The sequence below is a fragment of the Sphingomonas sp. PvP018 genome (assembly GCF_017876865.1).
Classification (GTDB): Bacteria; Pseudomonadota; Alphaproteobacteria; order Sphingomonadales; family Sphingomonadaceae; genus Sphingomonas; species Sphingomonas aerolata.
On record NZ_JAGIOU010000001.1, the window covers coordinates 2,143,580 to 2,160,000 of the forward strand.

Below are 16,421 nucleotides of genomic sequence, written 5' to 3' on the forward strand. Positions count from 1 at the left end.
CCCCGGGATATCGTCAGGGCCGCTGGGCGTAGTCCGGTCGACCCGGAAGCCATATCGTGCGATGGCAAGTCTCGTGACGTCGCCGGGAAACGATCTGCCATGCCCCTGATGCTCCTGATGGTGCTGCCGTTCGCGGCGGCGCTGATGCTGGCGCTCGGCGCACGTGGCGGCCGTCGCATGCATGTCGGGATCGCCGCCGGTGCGAGCGCGGCGGGGCTCGCACTGCTGCTTCTGGCCGCGCCCGCGGTCCTTGCGGGAACCCCGCTGGCCGCGCGGATCGCGTGGATCCCGGCGCTCGGGCTCGATCTCAGCCTGTGGCTTGATCCGCTCGGGCTGCTGTTCGCCGGGCTGATCCTGGGCATCGGCCTGCTCGTCGTGATCTATGCGCAGGGCTATCTCGCCAAGGCCGAGCCGACCGGGCGGTTCCTGTCGTTCCTGATGCTGTTCCAGGGCGCGATGATCGGCATCGCGCTGTCGAACAACATATTGCTGATGCTGATATTCTGGGAACTGACCAGCCTGTCGTCGTTCCTGCTGATCGGCTTCTGGCGCGACCGGGCCGACGCGCGGCAGGGCGCGCGGATGGCGCTGGCGGTGACGGGCGGCGGCGGGCTTGCGCTGATCGCGGGGATGCTGTTGCTCGGCCAGGCGGCGGGATCCTATGAGCTCGCGACGATCCTGACGCGCGGCGCCGTCGTCAAGGAGTCGCCGCTCTATCCTGCGATCCTGACGCTCGTCCTGCTCGGCGCGTTCACCAAATCGGCGCAGTTCCCGTTCCATTTCTGGCTGCCGCACGCGATGGCGGCGCCGACGCCGGTCAGCGCCTATCTCCATTCCGCGACGATGGTGAAGGCGGGCGTCTTCCTGCTCGCCCGGCTGTGGCCGGTACTCGCGGGCAGCGACTTGTGGTTCTATCTGGTCGCCTCGACCGGCCTCGTGACGATGCTGTTCGGCGCGGGCGTCGCGCTGTTCCGCAACGATCTGAAGGCGATCCTCGCCTATTCGACGATCAGCCAGCTCGGGCTGATGGTGATGCTGCTCGGTTTCGGCACGCCCGCGGCGGCCGCGGCGGCGGTGTTCCACATCCTCAACCACGCCGCGTTCAAGGCGGCGCTGTTCATGAACGCGGGCATCGTCGATCACGAGACGGGGACGCGCGACATCCGTCGCCTCAACGGGCTCGCCGCGCTGATGCCGCTGACCGCGACGCTCGGCACGCTGGCAGTCGCGGCGATGGCGGGGCTGCCACCGCTCGGCGGGTTCATCTCCAAGGAAATGATGCTCGAACAGAGCCTGCATGCCGCGCACGATGGCCGGTCCTGGCTCGTCCCGCTGCTCGCGACGATCGCGGCGACGCTGTCGGTCGCCTATTCCCTGCGCTACGCCACCGCACAGTTTTTCGGGCCTCGCGCGACGGGGGATGTCGCCGCGCCGCACGATCCCGGGATGGCGATGATCGGACCGTCGATCGTGCTCGTGCTCGTCGCGCTCGGTTTCGGGCTGTTGCCGATGACGATCGCCGGGCCGCTGGTGCGCGCCGCGACGGGGGCGGTGATCGGAGGCAGCCCGCCCGCGCTGGATCTGGCGCTGTGGCACGGGATCAACCCCGCCCTGGGGATGAGCGCGCTCGCGGTGGTGATCGGTGCGCTGCTGCTGTGGCGCCGCGCGCCGGCCGCGCGCTGGCTGGACGGGCGGCGGACGCTCGATGCCAAGCGGCTGTTCGATGGCGCGATGGCGGCGATCGTCGCGCGCAGCCGCGATGCCTCGCTCGCGATTCACGCGCCGTCGCTGCAACGCTATCTGTTCATGCTGTTCGCGGTGGCGGTGCTGTTCGGGATCGACGCCGCGCTGACGCCCGGCGGGCTGCCCGCGGGGACGCGCGCGACGCTGCCCGCGTCGCCGGTCGCGGTCGTCGCCTGGTTCGCGCTGGTCGTCGCGACCGGCATCGTCGTGGTGATGCAGCGTCAGCGCTTCCTCGCGCTGGTCTTCATCAGTGTCATCGGCCTCGTCATCGCGCTCGCCTTCGTCCACCTCTCCGCCCCCGACCTCGCGCTGACCCAGATCGCGGTCGAGGTCGTGACGATCCTGCTGATGCTGCTCGCGCTGCACCTGCTGCCCAAGGTTCCGCCGAAACTCTCGAGCCTGCCGCGCCGCAGCCGCGATGCGCTGCTGGCGGCGGTCGCCGGGATCGGCACCGGCTGGGCGGCCTGGGCGGTGATGACCCGCGACCTGCGCGACACGGTCTCGTCCTTCCACTGGGCGAACAGCTATCCGGGCGGCGGCGGGACCAATGTCGTCAACGTGACCCTGGTCGACTTCCGCGCGTTCGACACGCTCGGCGAGATCATCGTGCTCGGGATCGCCGGGCTGGCCATCTATGCGCTGCTCGAGCCCGCGGCGCGCGGCACGGCGGGGCGGCGGCTGCGCGAATGGCGGCACGACATGCCGCATTCGCCCGAGCGCCACCCAATGATGTTCGTGATGGCGACGCGGCTGCTGCTGCCCCTCGCGCTGCTGGTCGGCCTCTACATCTTCCTGCGCGGGCATAACCAGCCCGGCGGCGGATTCATCGCCGCGCTGGTCATCTCGATTGCGATCCTGCTGCAATATCTCGCCTCGGGCTTCGACTGGACCGACGACCGCCGCCGTATCGGCGAACATCCGCTGATCGCGGTCGGCGTGCTGATCGCGACCGCGACGGGGCTCGGCTCGCTCGTGTTCGGCGCGCGGTTCCTGACGAGCAGCTTCGGCTATTTCCACATTCCGCTGGTCGGCGAAGTAGAACTCGCGACCGCGATGTTCTTCGACACGGGCGTCGCCTGCGTCGTCGTCGGCGCGGTGATGATGGCGCTCGCCCAGCTCAGCCACGTCGCGCAGCGCGCGGCGCGCAGCCGCGATCAGGCCGAAGAGGACACCTCGGCATGAGTCTGGAATTCCTGATCGCCAGCGGAATCGCGGTGCTGACCGCGGGCGGTGTGTATCTCGCGCTGCGCGGGCGCACCTTTCAGGTCGTGCTCGGGCTGACCTTGCTGTCCTACGCCGTGAACCTGTTCCTGTTCGCGATCGGCCGGCTCGTCGTCGACCGCCCGCCTCTGTTCGCCAAGGGCGTGACCGACTATGCCGATCCGCTGCCCCAGGCGCTGGTGCTGACCGCGATCGTGATCACCTTCGGGATGACCGCGCTGGTCGTCATCCTGTCGCTGCGCAGTTTCCTCGAAAGCGGATCGGACCAGGTCGACGGCATCGCCGACGCCGTCCCCGGCCCGGAAGAGGATCGCGCATGACGCTGCTCGACCATCTCGTGATCGCGCCGGTCGTGATCCCGGCGATCATCGCGCCGCTGACGCTGATGGTGATGCGGCGGCGGCGCCATGTCGGCGTCGCGCTGTCGCTTGCCGGATGCGTCGCGATGCTGGTCGTCGCGCTCGCGCTGTTCGGCATCGCGCAGGACGATGCGATCCGCGCCTATCCGCTCGGCGGCTGGCCGGCCCCGTTCGGGATCGTGCTGGTGCTCGACCGGCTGTCCGCCATGATGCTGGTGCTCGCGGCGGTGCTGGCGCTGGTGGTGATGCTCCATGCGGTTGTCACCGCGGTCGACCGCAAGGGCTGGCATTTCCATCCCCTGTTCCAGTTCCAGCTGCTCGGGCTGAACGGTGCGTTCCTGACCGGGGACCTGTTCAACCTGTTCGTGTTCTTCGAGGTGCTGCTGATCGCCTCCTACGGGCTGATGCTCCACGGCCAGGGGGCGGCGCGGCTGAAGGCGGGGGTCGCCTATGTCGTCGTCAACATCGTCGGCTCGGCGCTGTTCCTGATCGCGCTGGGGCTGCTCTACGGGCTGACCGGCACGCTCAACATGGCCGATCTCGGCCAGCGCATCGCCGCACTGGGCGCGGCCGACCAGGGGCTGATCCGGCTCGCCGGGCTGTTGCTGCTCGCGGTGTTCGCGCTGAAGGCGGCGGTCGTGCCGCTGCATCTGTGGCTGCCGCGCACCTATGCCGCGACCGCGCCGGTCGTCGCCGCGCTGTTCGCGATCATGACCAAGGTCGGCGTCTATGCGATGATCCGGGTCGTGCCGCTGATCTTTGGGGATGCCGCGGGCGCCGCCGCCTGGGTGCCGGCGCCCTGGCTGCTGCCCGCCGCCGTGCTGACCGCGATCACCGGCTTCGTCGGCGTGCTGGCGGCGCGCGCGATGCGTGAACAGGCGGCGTTCGCGATCCTCGGTTCGACCGGGACGCTGCTGCTCGCGGTAGCGTGCTGGACGCAGGCGACGACCGCCGCCGCGTTGTTCTATCTCGTCCACGCGACGCTGGCGGGCGCGGCGCTGTTCCTCGTCGCGGACGTGACGCTGCGCCGGCGCGGCCAATATGGCGACGCGATCGTCCCCAGTCCGCGCTTCGCGGGCCAGCAGGCGACCGGGCTGCTGTTCCTCGCCGCGACGATCGCCGCGGTCGGCCTGCCGCCGCTGTCGGGGTTCGTCGCCAAGCTGTTCATCCTCCAGACCAGCGTCACGGCCGAGCCATGGCCGCTGATCTGGGCGACTGTGCTGGGCACCACGCTGATCGGCGTAGTCGGCTTTGCCCGCAGCGGCAGCACGCTGTTCTGGAAGGCGGCCGACGATGCCGACCCGATCGCGGGCGCGGACCGGTCGCGCGCCGAACTGATCGCGCCCGCGACGCTGCTCGTGCTGCTCGCGCTGCTGACGCTCGGTGCCGGCTGGGCGACCGCGCAGGTACAGGCGACCGCCGCGCAGATCTATGCCCCCGATCACTATGCCGCGGCGGTCCTGACGGAGGCGACGCGATGATCAAGCGCCTCCTCCCCCAACCCGCGCTGACCGCGATGCTGGTCGTCGTCTGGCTGCTGATGGCGAACAGCATCACGGTCGGCGGGATCCTGCTCGGCTTGGTCTTCGGGATCGTCCTGCCCAAGTTCACCGAGCCCTTCTGGCCCGATCGCCCCCGCGTCCGCTTCGGCCGCGCGCTGCTCGGCTATGTCGGCCTCGTGCTGTACGACATCGTCGTCGCCAATTTCGAGGTCGCGCGGCTGATCCTGTTCCGGCGCAACCGCGATCTCCGCTCGCGCTGGCTGGTCGTGCCCGTCGCGCTGTCGTCGCCCGAGGCGATCACCGTGCTCGCCGCGACGATCAGCCTGACGCCGGGGACGGTCTCGTCCGACGTCTCCGCCGACGGGCGCTTTCTGCTGGTCCACGCGCTCGACGTCGCGGACGCGGCCGCCGAGATCGCGCGGATCAAGACCCGCTACGAGGCGCCGCTGCTAAGGATCTTCGCATGATCGCCATAGCCTTGCAGATCGCCGCCATCGCCATCGCGCTCGCGCTGCTGCTCAACGGCTGGCGGCTGTACCGCGGGCCCGCGCTCGCCGACCGGATCCTCGCGCTCGACACGATGGTGATCAACGTCATCGCGGTAATCGTCGTGATCGGCATGATGGGCGGCAACGACACCTATTTCGAAGCCGCGCTGCTGCTGGCGATGGTCGGGTTCGTCAGCACCATCGCCTATTGCAAGTTCCTCCTGCGCGGGGACATCGTCGAATGAGCGGCATCGTCGAGATCGTCATCGCCGGGCTGATCCTGCTCGGCGCGGCATTCGTGCTGATCGGCAGCTGGGGGCTGGTCCGCCTCCCCTCGACGATGGAGCGGCTGCACGGCCCGACCAAGGCGACGACGCTCGGGCTTGGCGGGCTGTTGCTGGCGTCGGTCGTGTTCTTCCAGGTCCGGCTCGGCGTCTGGACCGCGCACGAGCTGCTGATCTCGCTGTTCCTGTTCATCACCGCGCCAATTTCGGCGAACATGATCGCCAAGGTCCATCTCCACCGTGCGCGTACCGGCGACCGCCCCGATCACGACGGCATTGCGGGGCCGCCGCCCCGGCCCGACCCGGATGGCGAAGGCGAATGGGCGACGTTCGAGGCGCCGCATACCGACACGCAGGCCTCGATCGAAAACCACTGAGCGTCCGCACGGGGTCGCGCAGCCGCGTCAGGCCGGCTGTGGCCCGGGCCGTTTCGGATCCACCACGAACTTGGCGAAAGTGGAGATCGACCCGCCCGGCCGATCGACCTGATCCATCACCTTCACCTCGGCAAGCCAGCGGTCCGGCGTCACGGTGAACAGCTGATAGCCGCGCTGGTTGTTGAGCAGGCTGACGTTCGGATTATGGTCGAGCGCGCGCGTCTCGCCCGCATAGCGCGCACCGCCGGTGCCGCCCGACGAGATCGAGGTCGCGAGAAACTCGGTCGCGATCGCGGGGCCGCCAAGGTCGTTCGCGTCGCGCGGGACCGAGCCGACGACATTCTGGTGCAGGTCGCCGCTGCCGATCACGACATTGGTCAGCCCGCGCCGCGCGATGCCGTCGACGAGCCGCTGCCGCGCCAGCGGATAGCCATTCCAATTATCCTTGCCGACCACCGGCGTCGTCGCGCCGTCCTTGCGCGCGTCATAGGGCATGAACAGCACCTGTTGCGCGATGAAGTTCCAACGGGCGTCATTGGCGAGCCCGTCGTCGAGCCAGCGCTCCTGCGCGGCCCCCAGCATCGTGCGCCCCGGTTGGTCGACGGGCACGCAGGCGTCGAGTTCGCCCCGCGCGATCCCGGGCCGCTCGCAGAGCTGGTCGCTGCGGGCCGAGCGCGTGTCGAGCACGTGCATCCGCGCCAGCGTGCCGTAATCGAACCGGCGATAGGCGCGCCCGGTCCCGGGCCGTTGCGCGCGACGGACGGGGACATGCTCGTACCAGGCCTGCAACGCCGCGGCCTTGCGCGCGGCGAACACCGGCGGCGGGTTGCCGTCCTTGTCGAATTCGCCCGCCCAATTGTCGTCGATCTCGTGATCGTCGAACGACATGATGAACGCGACCGCCGCATGCGCCGCCTGCAGGTCGGGATCCGCCTTGTACTGCGCATAGCGGCGGCGATACTGGTCGAGCGTATAGGTCTCGGCGCCGAGGTGCTTGCGCGGACTGGGCTCGGCCCGGGTCGCCATCTCGTAGATATAGTCGCCATAATGGAAGACCGCGTCGAGATCGGGCTCGCGCGCGACATGCGCATAGGCAGTGAAGAAGCCCGTCTCGAAATCCTGGCACCCCAGCATCGCCAGCCGCAGCCGGGCGAGCGACGCGCCCGCCGCGGGCGCGGTGCGCGCGGTCCCCACCGGGCTCGATCCGGCACCCTCGACGAGGAAGCGATACCAATAGGGCCGATGCGATCGCAGCCCGTCGACCTCGACATGAACCGAATGCGCGAGCGCCGCGTCGGCGACCGCCGCGCCCGTCCGGACGATCTTGCGGAAACCCGAGTCCTCGGCGATGTCCCAGCGGACCGGAACATCATGCGGCGGCATGCCGCCGTCCGGGGTCTGCGGCTCGGGCGCCAGCCGGGTCCAGATCACGAACCCGTCGGGCCAGGGATCCCCCGACGCGACACCGAGCGTGAACGGATCGCGCGTGAACGTCGCCTTCGCCAGCAGCCGCGGCGCCCCGGCCCCGCCCAGCACCGCGAGCGAGAGGCCGGCCTTGACCAGATTGCGGCGATCGAACTGAGCCATAAGGACACTCCCTGCGGCAGCGCCCGCCTGCAGCGCCCGACCGGCGTCGCAGCGCGACCTGCTATGCCGGAAAGACGGAGCAGCCGGGCAAAACCCGACAAACAAAAGAGCGGGCGGTGGCGATCCTAGGGATTTCCGGGCCCGCCCGCCGGGCGGATGGCGATCGCGTCTTTCCCGTAAGCGACATCGACCTGATAGGCCGCCTGCACCGCCTGCAATGCGCGGTCGGTATCGGAAATATGAAAGCGGCCGCTGATCGGAAGCGCCTGCAGGCGGCGATCCTCCAACAGGATCGGCCGCGCCGAGTAACGTTGAACCTTGCCGATCAGCACCGCGAGCGGAACGTCGGACGCCTCGAACCACCCCGACTTCCACTCGGGCGCGCTCGCCGCGATGCGCGGTTGCGCCGTGACCTGCCCGTCGACGACGCGTGCGCCGTCGCCCTTGTGCAGCACCAGATCCGCTTCCCCGGCGACGCCGACCTCGACCGCACCGCGGTAGACGACCACGGCGGTCCGCGTCGGCGACTGGCGATCGACGTTGAACGCGGTGCCGAGCACGCGGACGGACGTGGTGCCGCTCGCGACCCGGAACATCCGGCTGCGTTCGTGGTGAATGTCGAAATAGGCCTCGCCGCGAACGAGCTCGGCACCGCGGTGCCACGGCAGGATCCGCACGCGCAGCTCGGTGTCGCCGCTCAGGTCGACGCGCGACCCGTCCGCGAGCACGACGGTGCGGCTCTCGCCAGGGCCGGTGCGATAGCGCGTCGTCGCCAGCATCGGCACGAGCAGGAGAATCGCAACCAGTATCGCGCAGGCAGCAGCGGCCAGCCGCGGCGCCGATCGCCGACCGCGACGCGCGCGATCGACCCGCGGGGCCGGCGGGATCGCGGCCGCAGGGGCGCACGCCGCGGTCCCGAGCGCCTCGACCAGCGCTTCCGATTGCCAGAGCGCCTGCATCTCGGCGAAGACCGCACGGTGCCGCGGCGACGCCGCCATCCACGCATCGAAGTCCGGCCCCGCCGCGGCATCGAACGCCGGCTGGTTGAGCCGGTCGATCCACGCGGCGGCATCCTCGGCGATCTGGCTCTCGCGGCTCATCGCCCGCGCCCGCACGCGATCGCCTCTCCCGGCATCGCCTTGTGAAGGTCTGCCAGGCCGCGGGTGATGTGTTTCTCGACTGCCTTCGGGCTCAACCCCAGATCCCTCGCTATCGCCGCACAGCTTTGCCCCTGCAAACGCCGGCGGACAAGCACGTCGCGGCGCAGCGGCGGCATGGCGTCGAGCGCCTCCCGGAGGATCGCGACCGCCTCACGGCCGACCAGCACCCGGTCCGGCAGGGGCGCCTGGCTGACGGGCTCCTCCGCGCGTTCGGCGACATAGCGGCGGTCCCTGCGATGATGGTCGACCAGCAGGTTCGCGGCGATCCGGAAGCCCAGCGCATAGATGCTGACCAGCTTCTGCACGCGCCCCTGGTGCACCAGCCGCGACAGCGTCTCCTGCACGACGTCCTCGACGACATCGACGCGGCTGGTGCGCGCGCGGACATAGCGGCTCAGCGTCGCCGCGATCGCGCGCCAGTCCTCGACCGCGGGCTCGCCCGCGCGGGTGTCGATCTGGGGAAGCGTCGCTGGCATGGCTCGTCCGGGTTGTTGATCCCGGCGACCTAGGCCGCGTTTGTGACAATTTCGGAGAGGGTGCGACAAGGAGTTCGCGCGGGCGCTGCCCGATCCCCCAAATTGCGCAGCGCCACCGTCAGTATAAACACCGACCTGCAGGAGACTTCGCTGTCATATAACTGAAACCAAATACTTTGTCGGGTTTCCGGGCGCCTGCCCGTCTTGCCCTCGAACCATCTCGGGGGGAAATCATGTTTCATAGAATTCGTCTGGCGCGGCGTCTGCTTGCGTCCGTCGCACTGTCCGGCCTCGTCTGCGCGCCTGCGATTGCGCAGACCGCACCACCGGCACCACGCCAGTTCAGCTTCGACGTTCCCGCACAGGGTCTCGCCGACGCGCTCCTCGCCTTCTCGCGCCTGACCGGGCTGCAGCTCGCGACGTCGCCGTCACTGCTGCAGGGCGTGCGCAGCCAGCGCCTGCGCGGGCGGATGACTGCGGAACAGGCACTCGCGCGGATCACCGCGGGCAGCGCGGTCGACGGCAGGATCGTCGGCGGTACGGTCACCGTCGCGCGGCACATGGGGCCGGTGACGACGGCATACGCTCCTGCCGCGGCGCCCGGCGGGACCGAAGCCCAGGGAATCGCGCAGGCCGCGCAGCCTGAGCCCTTGGCCGATGACGGTGCCGACATCGTCGTCCGGGGCTACCGCCAGAGCGTCGCCAAGGCGCAGCAGATCAAGAAGGCCGCAACCGGGTCGCAGGAGGTGATCCTAGCGCAGGACATCGCCGCGTTTCCCGACCAGAACCTCGCCGAGGCGCTCCAGCGCATCCCCGGCGTCGCAATCACCCGCGACAGCGGTGAGGGTCGGCAGATCTCGCTACGCGGCCTTGGCGCGGATTTCACCCGCACGCAGCTGAACGGCATGGAGGTGCTCACCAATACCTCGTCGGGGCTCGACAGCCGCTCGTCGGTCAGCCGGTCGCGCGCGTTCGACTACAGCATCTTCGCGTCCGAGCTGTTCAACAAGGTGGTCGTCGAGAAATCCTATGCGGCGCAGCAGGACGAGGGCGGCATCGGCGGCACGGTCGGGCTGCACACCGCCAAGCCGTTCGACTATGACGGGCTCACCGTCGTCGCGTCTGCCCGCGGCCAGGCGAACCAATATACCAAGACGGTCACACCGCGCCTCGTCGGGCTGATATCCGATCGCTGGGGGGATTTCGGTGTCCTCGCCTCGGTCGCGTACAGCACCGCCGAGACCGTCGAATTCGGCTATCGCAACTGGAACTGGTCGCAGATCAATTTCGGTGCGGCCAATGTCGGGCCCGCCGTGTCCGCGGCGGACCGCGCGCTCCTGGTCGGCGCGACGGGTGCCGCGCGCGTCTGGAACAGCCGTGCGCAGACTTACGCCACGTTCTTCAACAAGCGCGAACGGCTCGGCGTCACCACCGCGCTGCAATATCATCCCGACGACCGCACCGATGTCTCGCTCGACCTGCTCTATGGCCGGCTGAACAACGACCGGCGCTCGGGCGTGATCGGCGCCGCGGGGACCAACGGCGTCGCCGCGAACAACGTCACGGGCACGCAGCTGCTGACCGGCGTCACCTTCGACGATTTCAACGACATCGTCGGCGCGTCGTTCGACCGTGTCGACATGCGCACCGAATCCAAGGTGACGCATGACCAGACGACCTTCTGGCAGGCCGCGCTCAACGCGCATACCGATCTCGCCAGCAACCTGACGCTCAACGTCCTGGGCGGCTGGTCGCGATCGACCTTCGCGTCGCGCTATGCCCAGGTCTATCTCGAGGCGGTCGGCAAGAGCTATTCCTTTTCGGGTCTGAACACCGCCTCGCCGCGGACCGACTATGGCTTCGACACCACCGACGCATCGCAATGGGACCTGCAGGGCCTTGAGACCCGCGCCGACCGGATCGAAAGCGAATTCTACAACAGCAAGGCCGAGCTTGCCTGGACCGTCGCCACGGGGTCGACGATCAAGGCGGGTGCGGGGTTCAAGCGCTTCACCAATGGCGGCTGGCAGCGCAAGGTCGCGCCCAGCTACGAGAACAAGCCGGGCGTGCCCGACGTCCCGACCAGCGTCCTGACCGACAGCACGCTCGCCCCTTATGTCATCGGCGACGTCGCCGGCACCTATGCGCTGCTCGGTCAGAGCATGACCGTCGACGCGAACAGCACCGTCGCGGGCACCGCCTATGACCTGACCGAACGGACCTATGGCGCCTATCTGCAATATGACCTCGCCACCCGGCTCGGCGCGATCGGCCTGCGCGCCAATGTCGGCGTGCGCTATTACCATACCGATCTGGGATCCGCGGGGACCGCGCTGGTCGGCAGCGCACTCGTCCCGGTCAGCGTGACCAACCGCTATGATGGTTTCCTGCCCGCGGCGAACCTTGCCTTCGACCTCAGCCGGTCGATCGTCTTCCGGCTGAGCGGCAATCGCAATCTGAGCCGCCCGGCGCTCAGCGACATGCGCGCGGCCGGGACGCTCAACCTCGCCTCGTTCGGCGGCACGATCGCGGCCGGCAACCCCAATCTGAAGCCGTTCATCGCCGATTCGATCGAGACGTCGCTCGAATATTATGACGGCACGCGCGGATCGCTCGCGATCGGTGCCTTTTACAAGCACATGGACTCGTACATCACGTCGGAGACGCGGCTCGTGTCCTATGCCTCGACCGGCTATCCGGCGGCGCTGTTGCCCGTCGGCGTCGACCCTGCGGTGCTGGTGAACTACACGCGCCCGATCAACGGCCCCGGCGCGTCGATCAAGGGGATCGAGGTCGCCGCAAAGCGCGACTTCGACTTCCTGCCCGCGCCGTTCGACAAGCTCGGCATACTCGGCAACGTCACGGTCGCCAGCGGGTCGACCGACGTCTTCTATGCGGGCGTGCCGGTCCGCCTGCCGCTGCCGACGCTGTCGAAATTCTCGTCGAACGCGACGCTCTATTACGACACCGATCGCTGGGGCGCACGCGGCTCGATCGCGACGCGCTCGCGCTATCGCTGGGGCGATGGCGGCAACGGCAATATCGGCGAGTATATCAAGGGCACCACGAACCTCGACGCCTCGGCCTATGTCAATCTGACGCCGCGGTTCAAGCTGACGCTCGACGTGATCAACATTACCGACGAGCCGATCGTCCAATATGCCGACGGTACCGCCAAGCGGGTGATGACCAATACGGTCAGCGGCCGGACCGTCGCGTTCGGCGGGACGATGCGCTTCTGAACCAGGACGCAGGGGCAGGCGGGCCATGGGCCGGCCTGCCCCTCGCAACACACTCGTGTCGTCCCCTCACCCGTCGGGGGCGGCCGCTGCGCCCGGGCGCAGTCGATTGACCGATACCGACGACTAATCTCGGCCCGTGTGGCCATACGCCCCCCGCGATGTCGGGGACGGGCATCGATCGCCCCGCATTCCAGCACGACGTCCGAAGCAGCGGACACGCGTCTTAGACCACCGCCGCTGCCGGCACGCCCGACATCCCGCGTGTGATTGTCGAGCCGTGTGGGATGGCCCCCACGAGGAAAGGCGTCCCACGATGACGAGGTCCAGCGACCGGGCGTTGTCGGTGCCCGGTGCCCCCAGCGCCGATCGCGCCCTCGGTCGGAGCCGTAAGCACCACGCTCGGGCATAGGATCGCGGCTGAACACCTAATCGGCATGCTGTTGGCGCCATAGGGTCGAGCGGGTGATCGGTGCTCTCGAAGATGACACCCGTTACGCGCAGACGTTCGGGCGCATCCACGGGCTCATCGACGACGCCAACGGCTGACACGCTCACGCGCCCCCTCGGGGTGAGGTTCACCAGTGCATTGGCCCGCGAACGCAGAAAGCCCCCGGAAGCGGACGCTTTCGGGGTGCGGTATATGAGTTTAGGTAATTTGGTTGCGGGGACAGGATTTGAACCTGTGACCTTCAGGTTATGAGCCTGACGAGCTACCGGGCTGCTCCACCCCGCGACGGTCCGGTTAGGGACGTAAGGGTAGATGAGATTGTGAATGGGTTTTGATATCGTGTGATGCATGTCGCACGGGCTTCAATGCCTGGCGACGACCTACTCTTCCATCGCTTGAGCGATAGTACCATTGGCGCAGGCGGGTTTCACGGCCGAGTTCGGAATGGGATCGGGTGGGACACCGACGCTATAGCCACCAGGCAATGGAGCCGGTGCGACATGCGTCACTGTGATATCTGGGTCCCTCACCTTAGGCTTTGCAGCTTGGGTGAGGGTTTTAAAATCGATACCGTGCAAGGTTTGTAGTGTGGTGACCAATCCCTCGACGGCGAGGGGATTGGCGATCTGGCGTCGTCTTAATCATCCGCACCGTCTCTGACGCTGGGTTACCCCAGTGTTGTCATTGATGGTGTGAGACTCTCAAGCGCGAATAGAGCAATTAGTATCGGTTAGCTCCATGCGTTACCGCACTTCTACATCCGATCTATCAACGTCGTGGTCTCCGACGGCTCTATGAAATCTTATCTCGAGGGAGGCTTCCCGCTTAGATGCTTTCAGCGGTTATCCCGTCCATACATAGCTACCCAGCTGCGCTCTTGGCAGAACGACTGGTACACCAGAGGTATGTTCAACCCGGTCCTCTCGTACTAGGGTCAACTCCTCTCAAATTTCGACGCCCACGGCAGATAGGGACCAAACTGTCTCGCGACGTTCTGAACCCAGCTCACGTACCACTTTAATTGGCGAACAGCCAAACCCTTGGGACCTGCTCCAGCCCCAGGATGTGATGAGCCGACATCGAGGTGCCAAACAACCCCGTCGATATGAGCTCTTGGGGGTTATCAGCCTGTTATCCCCGGCGTACCTTTTATCCGTTGAGCGATGGCCCTTCCACGAGGGACCACCGGATCACTATGACCGACTTTCGTCTCTGCTCGACTTGTCAGTCTCGCAGTCAGGCGGGCTTATGCCATTGCACTCTAACAGACGGTTTCCGACCGTCCTGAGCCCACCATTGCGCGCCTCCGTTACTCTTTAGGAGGCGACCGCCCCAGTCAAACTACCCGCCACAGAGGGTCCCTGTTCCGGCTTACGGAACGAGGTTAGACATCAGAAACAAACAGGGTGGTATTTCACCTATGGCTCCACATCAGCTGGCGCCGATGCTTCAAAGCCTCCCACCTATGCTACACAGTTTCTTCCTAATGCCACTCTGAAGCTGCAGTAAAGGTGCACGGGGTCTTTCCGTCTAACCGCGGGTACTCCGCATCTTCACGGAGAATTCAATTTCGCTGAGCATGTCCTGGAGACAGTGGGGAAGTCGTTACGCCATTCGTGCAGGTCGGAACTTACCCGACAAGGAATTTCGCTACCTTAGGACCGTTATAGTTACGGCCGCCGTTTACCTGGGCTTCATTTCAGAGCTTGCACCCCTCCACTTAACCTTCAGGCACCGGGCAGGCGTCAGGCCCTATACGTCGTCTTGAAGCCGACTTAGCAGAGCCCTGTGTTTTTGCTAAACAGTCGCTACCCCCTGGCCTGTGCCCCCTCAAAGTGCTTGCGCATAGTGAGGGCCTCCTTCTTCCGAAGGTACGGAGGCAATTTGCCGAGTTCCTTCAGGACACTTCTCTCAAGCGCCTTGGTATACTCTACCTGACCACCTGTGTCGGTTTCGGGTACGGTCTATACGGTGGGGCTATTTCCTGGAACCATTTCGAAGCCATCCCAATCCGATAAGGGATGACAACACACATGATCCGTCACACACCACCAGGCCCACGAATATTAACGTGGTTCCCATCGACTACCCCCTTCGGGCTCGTCTTAGGGGCCGGCTCACCCTGCGCGGATTAGCCTTGCGCAGGAACCCTTGGTCTTTCGGCGAGAGGGCATCTCACCCTCTTTATCGCTACTCATGTCTGCATTCGCACTTCCGATACCTCCACGACCCATTACCAGATCGCTTCACAGGCTTACGGAACGCTCCGCTACCGCGTACCACATAAGTGGCACACCCTAAGCTTCGGCACGTATCTTGAGCCCCGTTACATCTTCGCCGCAGGACCTCTTGTTTAGACCAGTGAGCTGTTACGCTTTCTTTAAAGGATGGCTGCTTCTAAGCCAACCTCCTGGTTGTTTTGGAAGTCCCACATGCTTTCCCACTTAGATACGATTTAGGGGCCTTAGCTGTAGGTCAGGGCTGTTTCCCTTTTGACGACGGACCTTAGCACCCGCCGTCTGTCTCCCGCATATCACTCTTAGGTATTCGGAGTTTGGTTAGGTTTGGTAGATCTCGCGACCCCCTAGCCCATCCAGTGCTCTACCCCCTAAGGTGTTCGTGCGAGGCACTACCTCAATAGTTTTCGCGGAGAACCAGCTATTTCCCGGCTTGATTGGCCTTTCACCCCTAAACACAACTCATCCGGTAACTTTTCAACGTTAATCGGTTCGGACCTCCAGTGCATGTTACTGCACCTTCATCCTGGTCATGCCTAGATCGCCGGGTTTCGGGTCTAATACATCAAACTCTGGCGCCCTATTCAGACTCGCTTTCGCTGCGCCTACACCTATCGGCTTAAGCTTGCTTGATACATTAAGTCACAGACCCATTATGCAAGAGGTACGCTGTCAGGCCATAAAAGCCCTCCAACTGCTTGTAGGCAATCCGTTTCAGGTACTGTTTCACTCCCCTCATCGGGGTGCTTTTCACCTTTCCCTCACGGTACTAGTTCGCTATCGGTCATGTACGAGTATTTAGGCTTGGAGGGTGGTCCCCCCATGTTCAGACAGAATTTCACGTGTTCCGCCCTACTCGAGTCCTGAATTCTCACTTTCGTATACGGGGCTGTCACCCGCTATGGCGTCACTTTCCAGAGACTTCTACTAGTTGAAATTCAGGCACTGGCCTGGTCCGCGTTCGCTCGCCACTACTAACGGAATCTCGGTTGATGTCTTTTCCTCCAGCTACTGAGATGTTTCAGTTCGCCGGGTTCGCTTCACGAAGCCTATTTTATTCAGCTAAGTGATACCTAACCTAATTAACCCAACCTGTGCGTTGCCACACAGTTCGGATTAATCGGGATAGGTGGGTTTCCCCATTCGGAAATCGCGGGGTCAAAGCTTGCTCACAGCTCACCCGCGCTTATCGCAGCGTGCCACGTCCTTCATCGCCTGTACATGCCAAGGCATCCACGAATTGCCCTTACCTCACGCTTGAGAGTCCACACCACCAACGACATCACTGGGTGTCCTT

10 protein-coding genes, 1 tRNA gene and 2 rRNA genes are annotated in these 16,421 nt (G+C 65.9%); 7 read left to right on the forward strand and 6 right to left on the reverse strand.

Annotated elements, in window-relative coordinates; translation table 11 throughout:
* Positions 1–99: 99 nt before the first annotated feature.
* From J3A66_RS09380 to J3A66_RS09405, 6 genes are read left to right on the forward strand one after another with little or no spacing between them, the layout of a single operon-like run.
* On the forward strand, positions 100–2,925 hold the full coding sequence (locus J3A66_RS09380; protein WP_209568448.1) for a monovalent cation/H+ antiporter subunit A: 2,826 nt from the start codon (positions 100–102) through the stop codon (positions 2,923–2,925).
* 2 nt (positions 2,926–2,927) lie between these two features.
* The gene (locus J3A66_RS09385) at positions 2,928–3,284 is read left to right on the forward strand and encodes a Na+/H+ antiporter subunit C (RefSeq protein WP_245337009.1); all 357 of its coding nucleotides are present in this window, start codon (positions 2,928–2,930) and stop codon (positions 3,282–3,284) included.
* Positions 3,281–4,804: a monovalent cation/H+ antiporter subunit D gene (locus J3A66_RS09390; RefSeq protein WP_209568452.1), complete on the forward strand. Its 1,524-nt coding sequence runs from the start codon at positions 3,281–3,283 to the stop codon at positions 4,802–4,804. The genes J3A66_RS09385 and J3A66_RS09390 overlap by 4 nt, the downstream gene beginning before the upstream one ends.
* A complete protein-coding gene (locus tag J3A66_RS09395; RefSeq protein WP_209568454.1) occupies positions 4,801–5,292 on the forward strand; it encodes a Na+/H+ antiporter subunit E in 492 nt (163 codons plus the stop codon). The genes J3A66_RS09390 and J3A66_RS09395 overlap by 4 nt, the downstream gene beginning before the upstream one ends.
* On the forward strand, positions 5,289–5,558 hold the full coding sequence (locus tag J3A66_RS09400; RefSeq protein ID WP_037531531.1) for a K+/H+ antiporter subunit F: 270 nt from the start codon (positions 5,289–5,291) through the stop codon (positions 5,556–5,558). The genes J3A66_RS09395 and J3A66_RS09400 overlap by 4 nt, the downstream gene beginning before the upstream one ends.
* The gene (locus J3A66_RS09405; RefSeq protein WP_209568456.1) at positions 5,555–5,974 is read left to right on the forward strand and encodes a Na+/H+ antiporter subunit G; all 420 of its coding nucleotides are present in this window, start codon (positions 5,555–5,557) and stop codon (positions 5,972–5,974) included. Before J3A66_RS09400 ends, J3A66_RS09405 begins: the two co-directional genes overlap by 4 nt.
* A 27-nt stretch (positions 5,975–6,001) precedes the next feature.
* On the opposite strand, the gene J3A66_RS09410 is transcribed toward J3A66_RS09405, so the two are convergent.
* From J3A66_RS09410 to J3A66_RS09420, 3 genes are all read right to left on the reverse strand, one after another.
* The gene (locus J3A66_RS09410; protein ID WP_209568458.1) at positions 6,002–7,561 is read right to left on the reverse strand and encodes an alkaline phosphatase D family protein; all 1,560 of its coding nucleotides are present in this window, start codon (positions 7,559–7,561) and stop codon (positions 6,002–6,004) included.
* A gap of 125 nt (positions 7,562–7,686) precedes the next feature.
* Positions 7,687–8,661, reverse strand: a complete 975-nt coding sequence (locus tag J3A66_RS09415; protein WP_209568468.1) for a FecR domain-containing protein — start codon at positions 8,659–8,661, stop codon at positions 7,687–7,689.
* Positions 8,658–9,197 (reverse strand): sigma-70 family RNA polymerase sigma factor, encoded by a 540-nt coding sequence (locus J3A66_RS09420; RefSeq protein ID WP_056408788.1) that lies wholly within the window; start codon positions 9,195–9,197, stop codon positions 8,658–8,660. Before J3A66_RS09420 ends, J3A66_RS09415 begins: the two co-directional genes overlap by 4 nt.
* Before the next feature lie 233 nt (positions 9,198–9,430).
* Here J3A66_RS09420 and J3A66_RS09425 point away from each other — a divergent pair, with 233 nt between their 5' ends.
* Positions 9,431–12,439, forward strand: coding sequence for a TonB-dependent receptor (locus J3A66_RS09425; RefSeq protein ID WP_209568470.1), 3,009 nt, complete (start codon positions 9,431–9,433; stop codon positions 12,437–12,439).
* A gap of 656 nt (positions 12,440–13,095) precedes the next feature.
* Here J3A66_RS09425 and J3A66_RS09430 read toward each other — a convergent pair.
* The 3 genes from J3A66_RS09430 to J3A66_RS09440 all read right to left on the reverse strand — a co-directional run bounded on the left by J3A66_RS09430 (position 13,096) and on the right by J3A66_RS09440 (position 16,384).
* A tRNA-Met gene (locus J3A66_RS09430) sits at positions 13,096–13,172 on the reverse strand.
* An 82-nt stretch (positions 13,173–13,254) separates the two neighbouring features.
* Positions 13,255–13,369: ribosomal RNA gene (gene rrf, locus J3A66_RS09435) — 5S ribosomal RNA — on the reverse strand.
* Positions 13,370–13,587: 218 nt separating this feature from the next.
* Positions 13,588–16,384: ribosomal RNA gene (locus tag J3A66_RS09440) — 23S ribosomal RNA — on the reverse strand.
* Between the last annotated feature and the right edge of the window lie 37 nt (positions 16,385–16,421).

What these genes read in the sequence shown, in the direction of transcription:
- J3A66_RS09380 (WP_209568448.1), top strand. Translation starts at nt 100, where the DNA reads ATGCCCCTGATGCTCCTGATGGTGCTGCCGTTCGCGGCGGCGCTGATG.
- J3A66_RS09390 (WP_209568452.1), top strand. Translation starts at nt 3,281, where the DNA reads ATGACGCTGCTCGACCATCTCGTGATCGCGCCGGTCGTGATCCCGGCG.
- J3A66_RS09395 (WP_209568454.1), top strand. Translation starts at nt 4,801, where the DNA reads ATGATCAAGCGCCTCCTCCCCCAACCCGCGCTGACCGCGATGCTGGTC.
- J3A66_RS09400 (WP_037531531.1), top strand. Translation starts at nt 5,289, where the DNA reads ATGATCGCCATAGCCTTGCAGATCGCCGCCATCGCCATCGCGCTCGCG.
- J3A66_RS09405 (WP_209568456.1), top strand. Translation starts at nt 5,555, where the DNA reads ATGAGCGGCATCGTCGAGATCGTCATCGCCGGGCTGATCCTGCTCGGC.
- J3A66_RS09410 (WP_209568458.1), bottom strand. Translation starts at nt 7,561, where the DNA reads ATGGCTCAGTTCGATCGCCGCAATCTGGTCAAGGCCGGCCTCTCGCTC.
- J3A66_RS09415 (WP_209568468.1), bottom strand. Translation starts at nt 8,661, where the DNA reads ATGAGCCGCGAGAGCCAGATCGCCGAGGATGCCGCCGCGTGGATCGAC.
- J3A66_RS09420 (WP_056408788.1), bottom strand. Translation starts at nt 9,197, where the DNA reads ATGCCAGCGACGCTTCCCCAGATCGACACCCGCGCGGGCGAGCCCGCG.
- J3A66_RS09425 (WP_209568470.1), top strand. Translation starts at nt 9,431, where the DNA reads ATGTTTCATAGAATTCGTCTGGCGCGGCGTCTGCTTGCGTCCGTCGCA.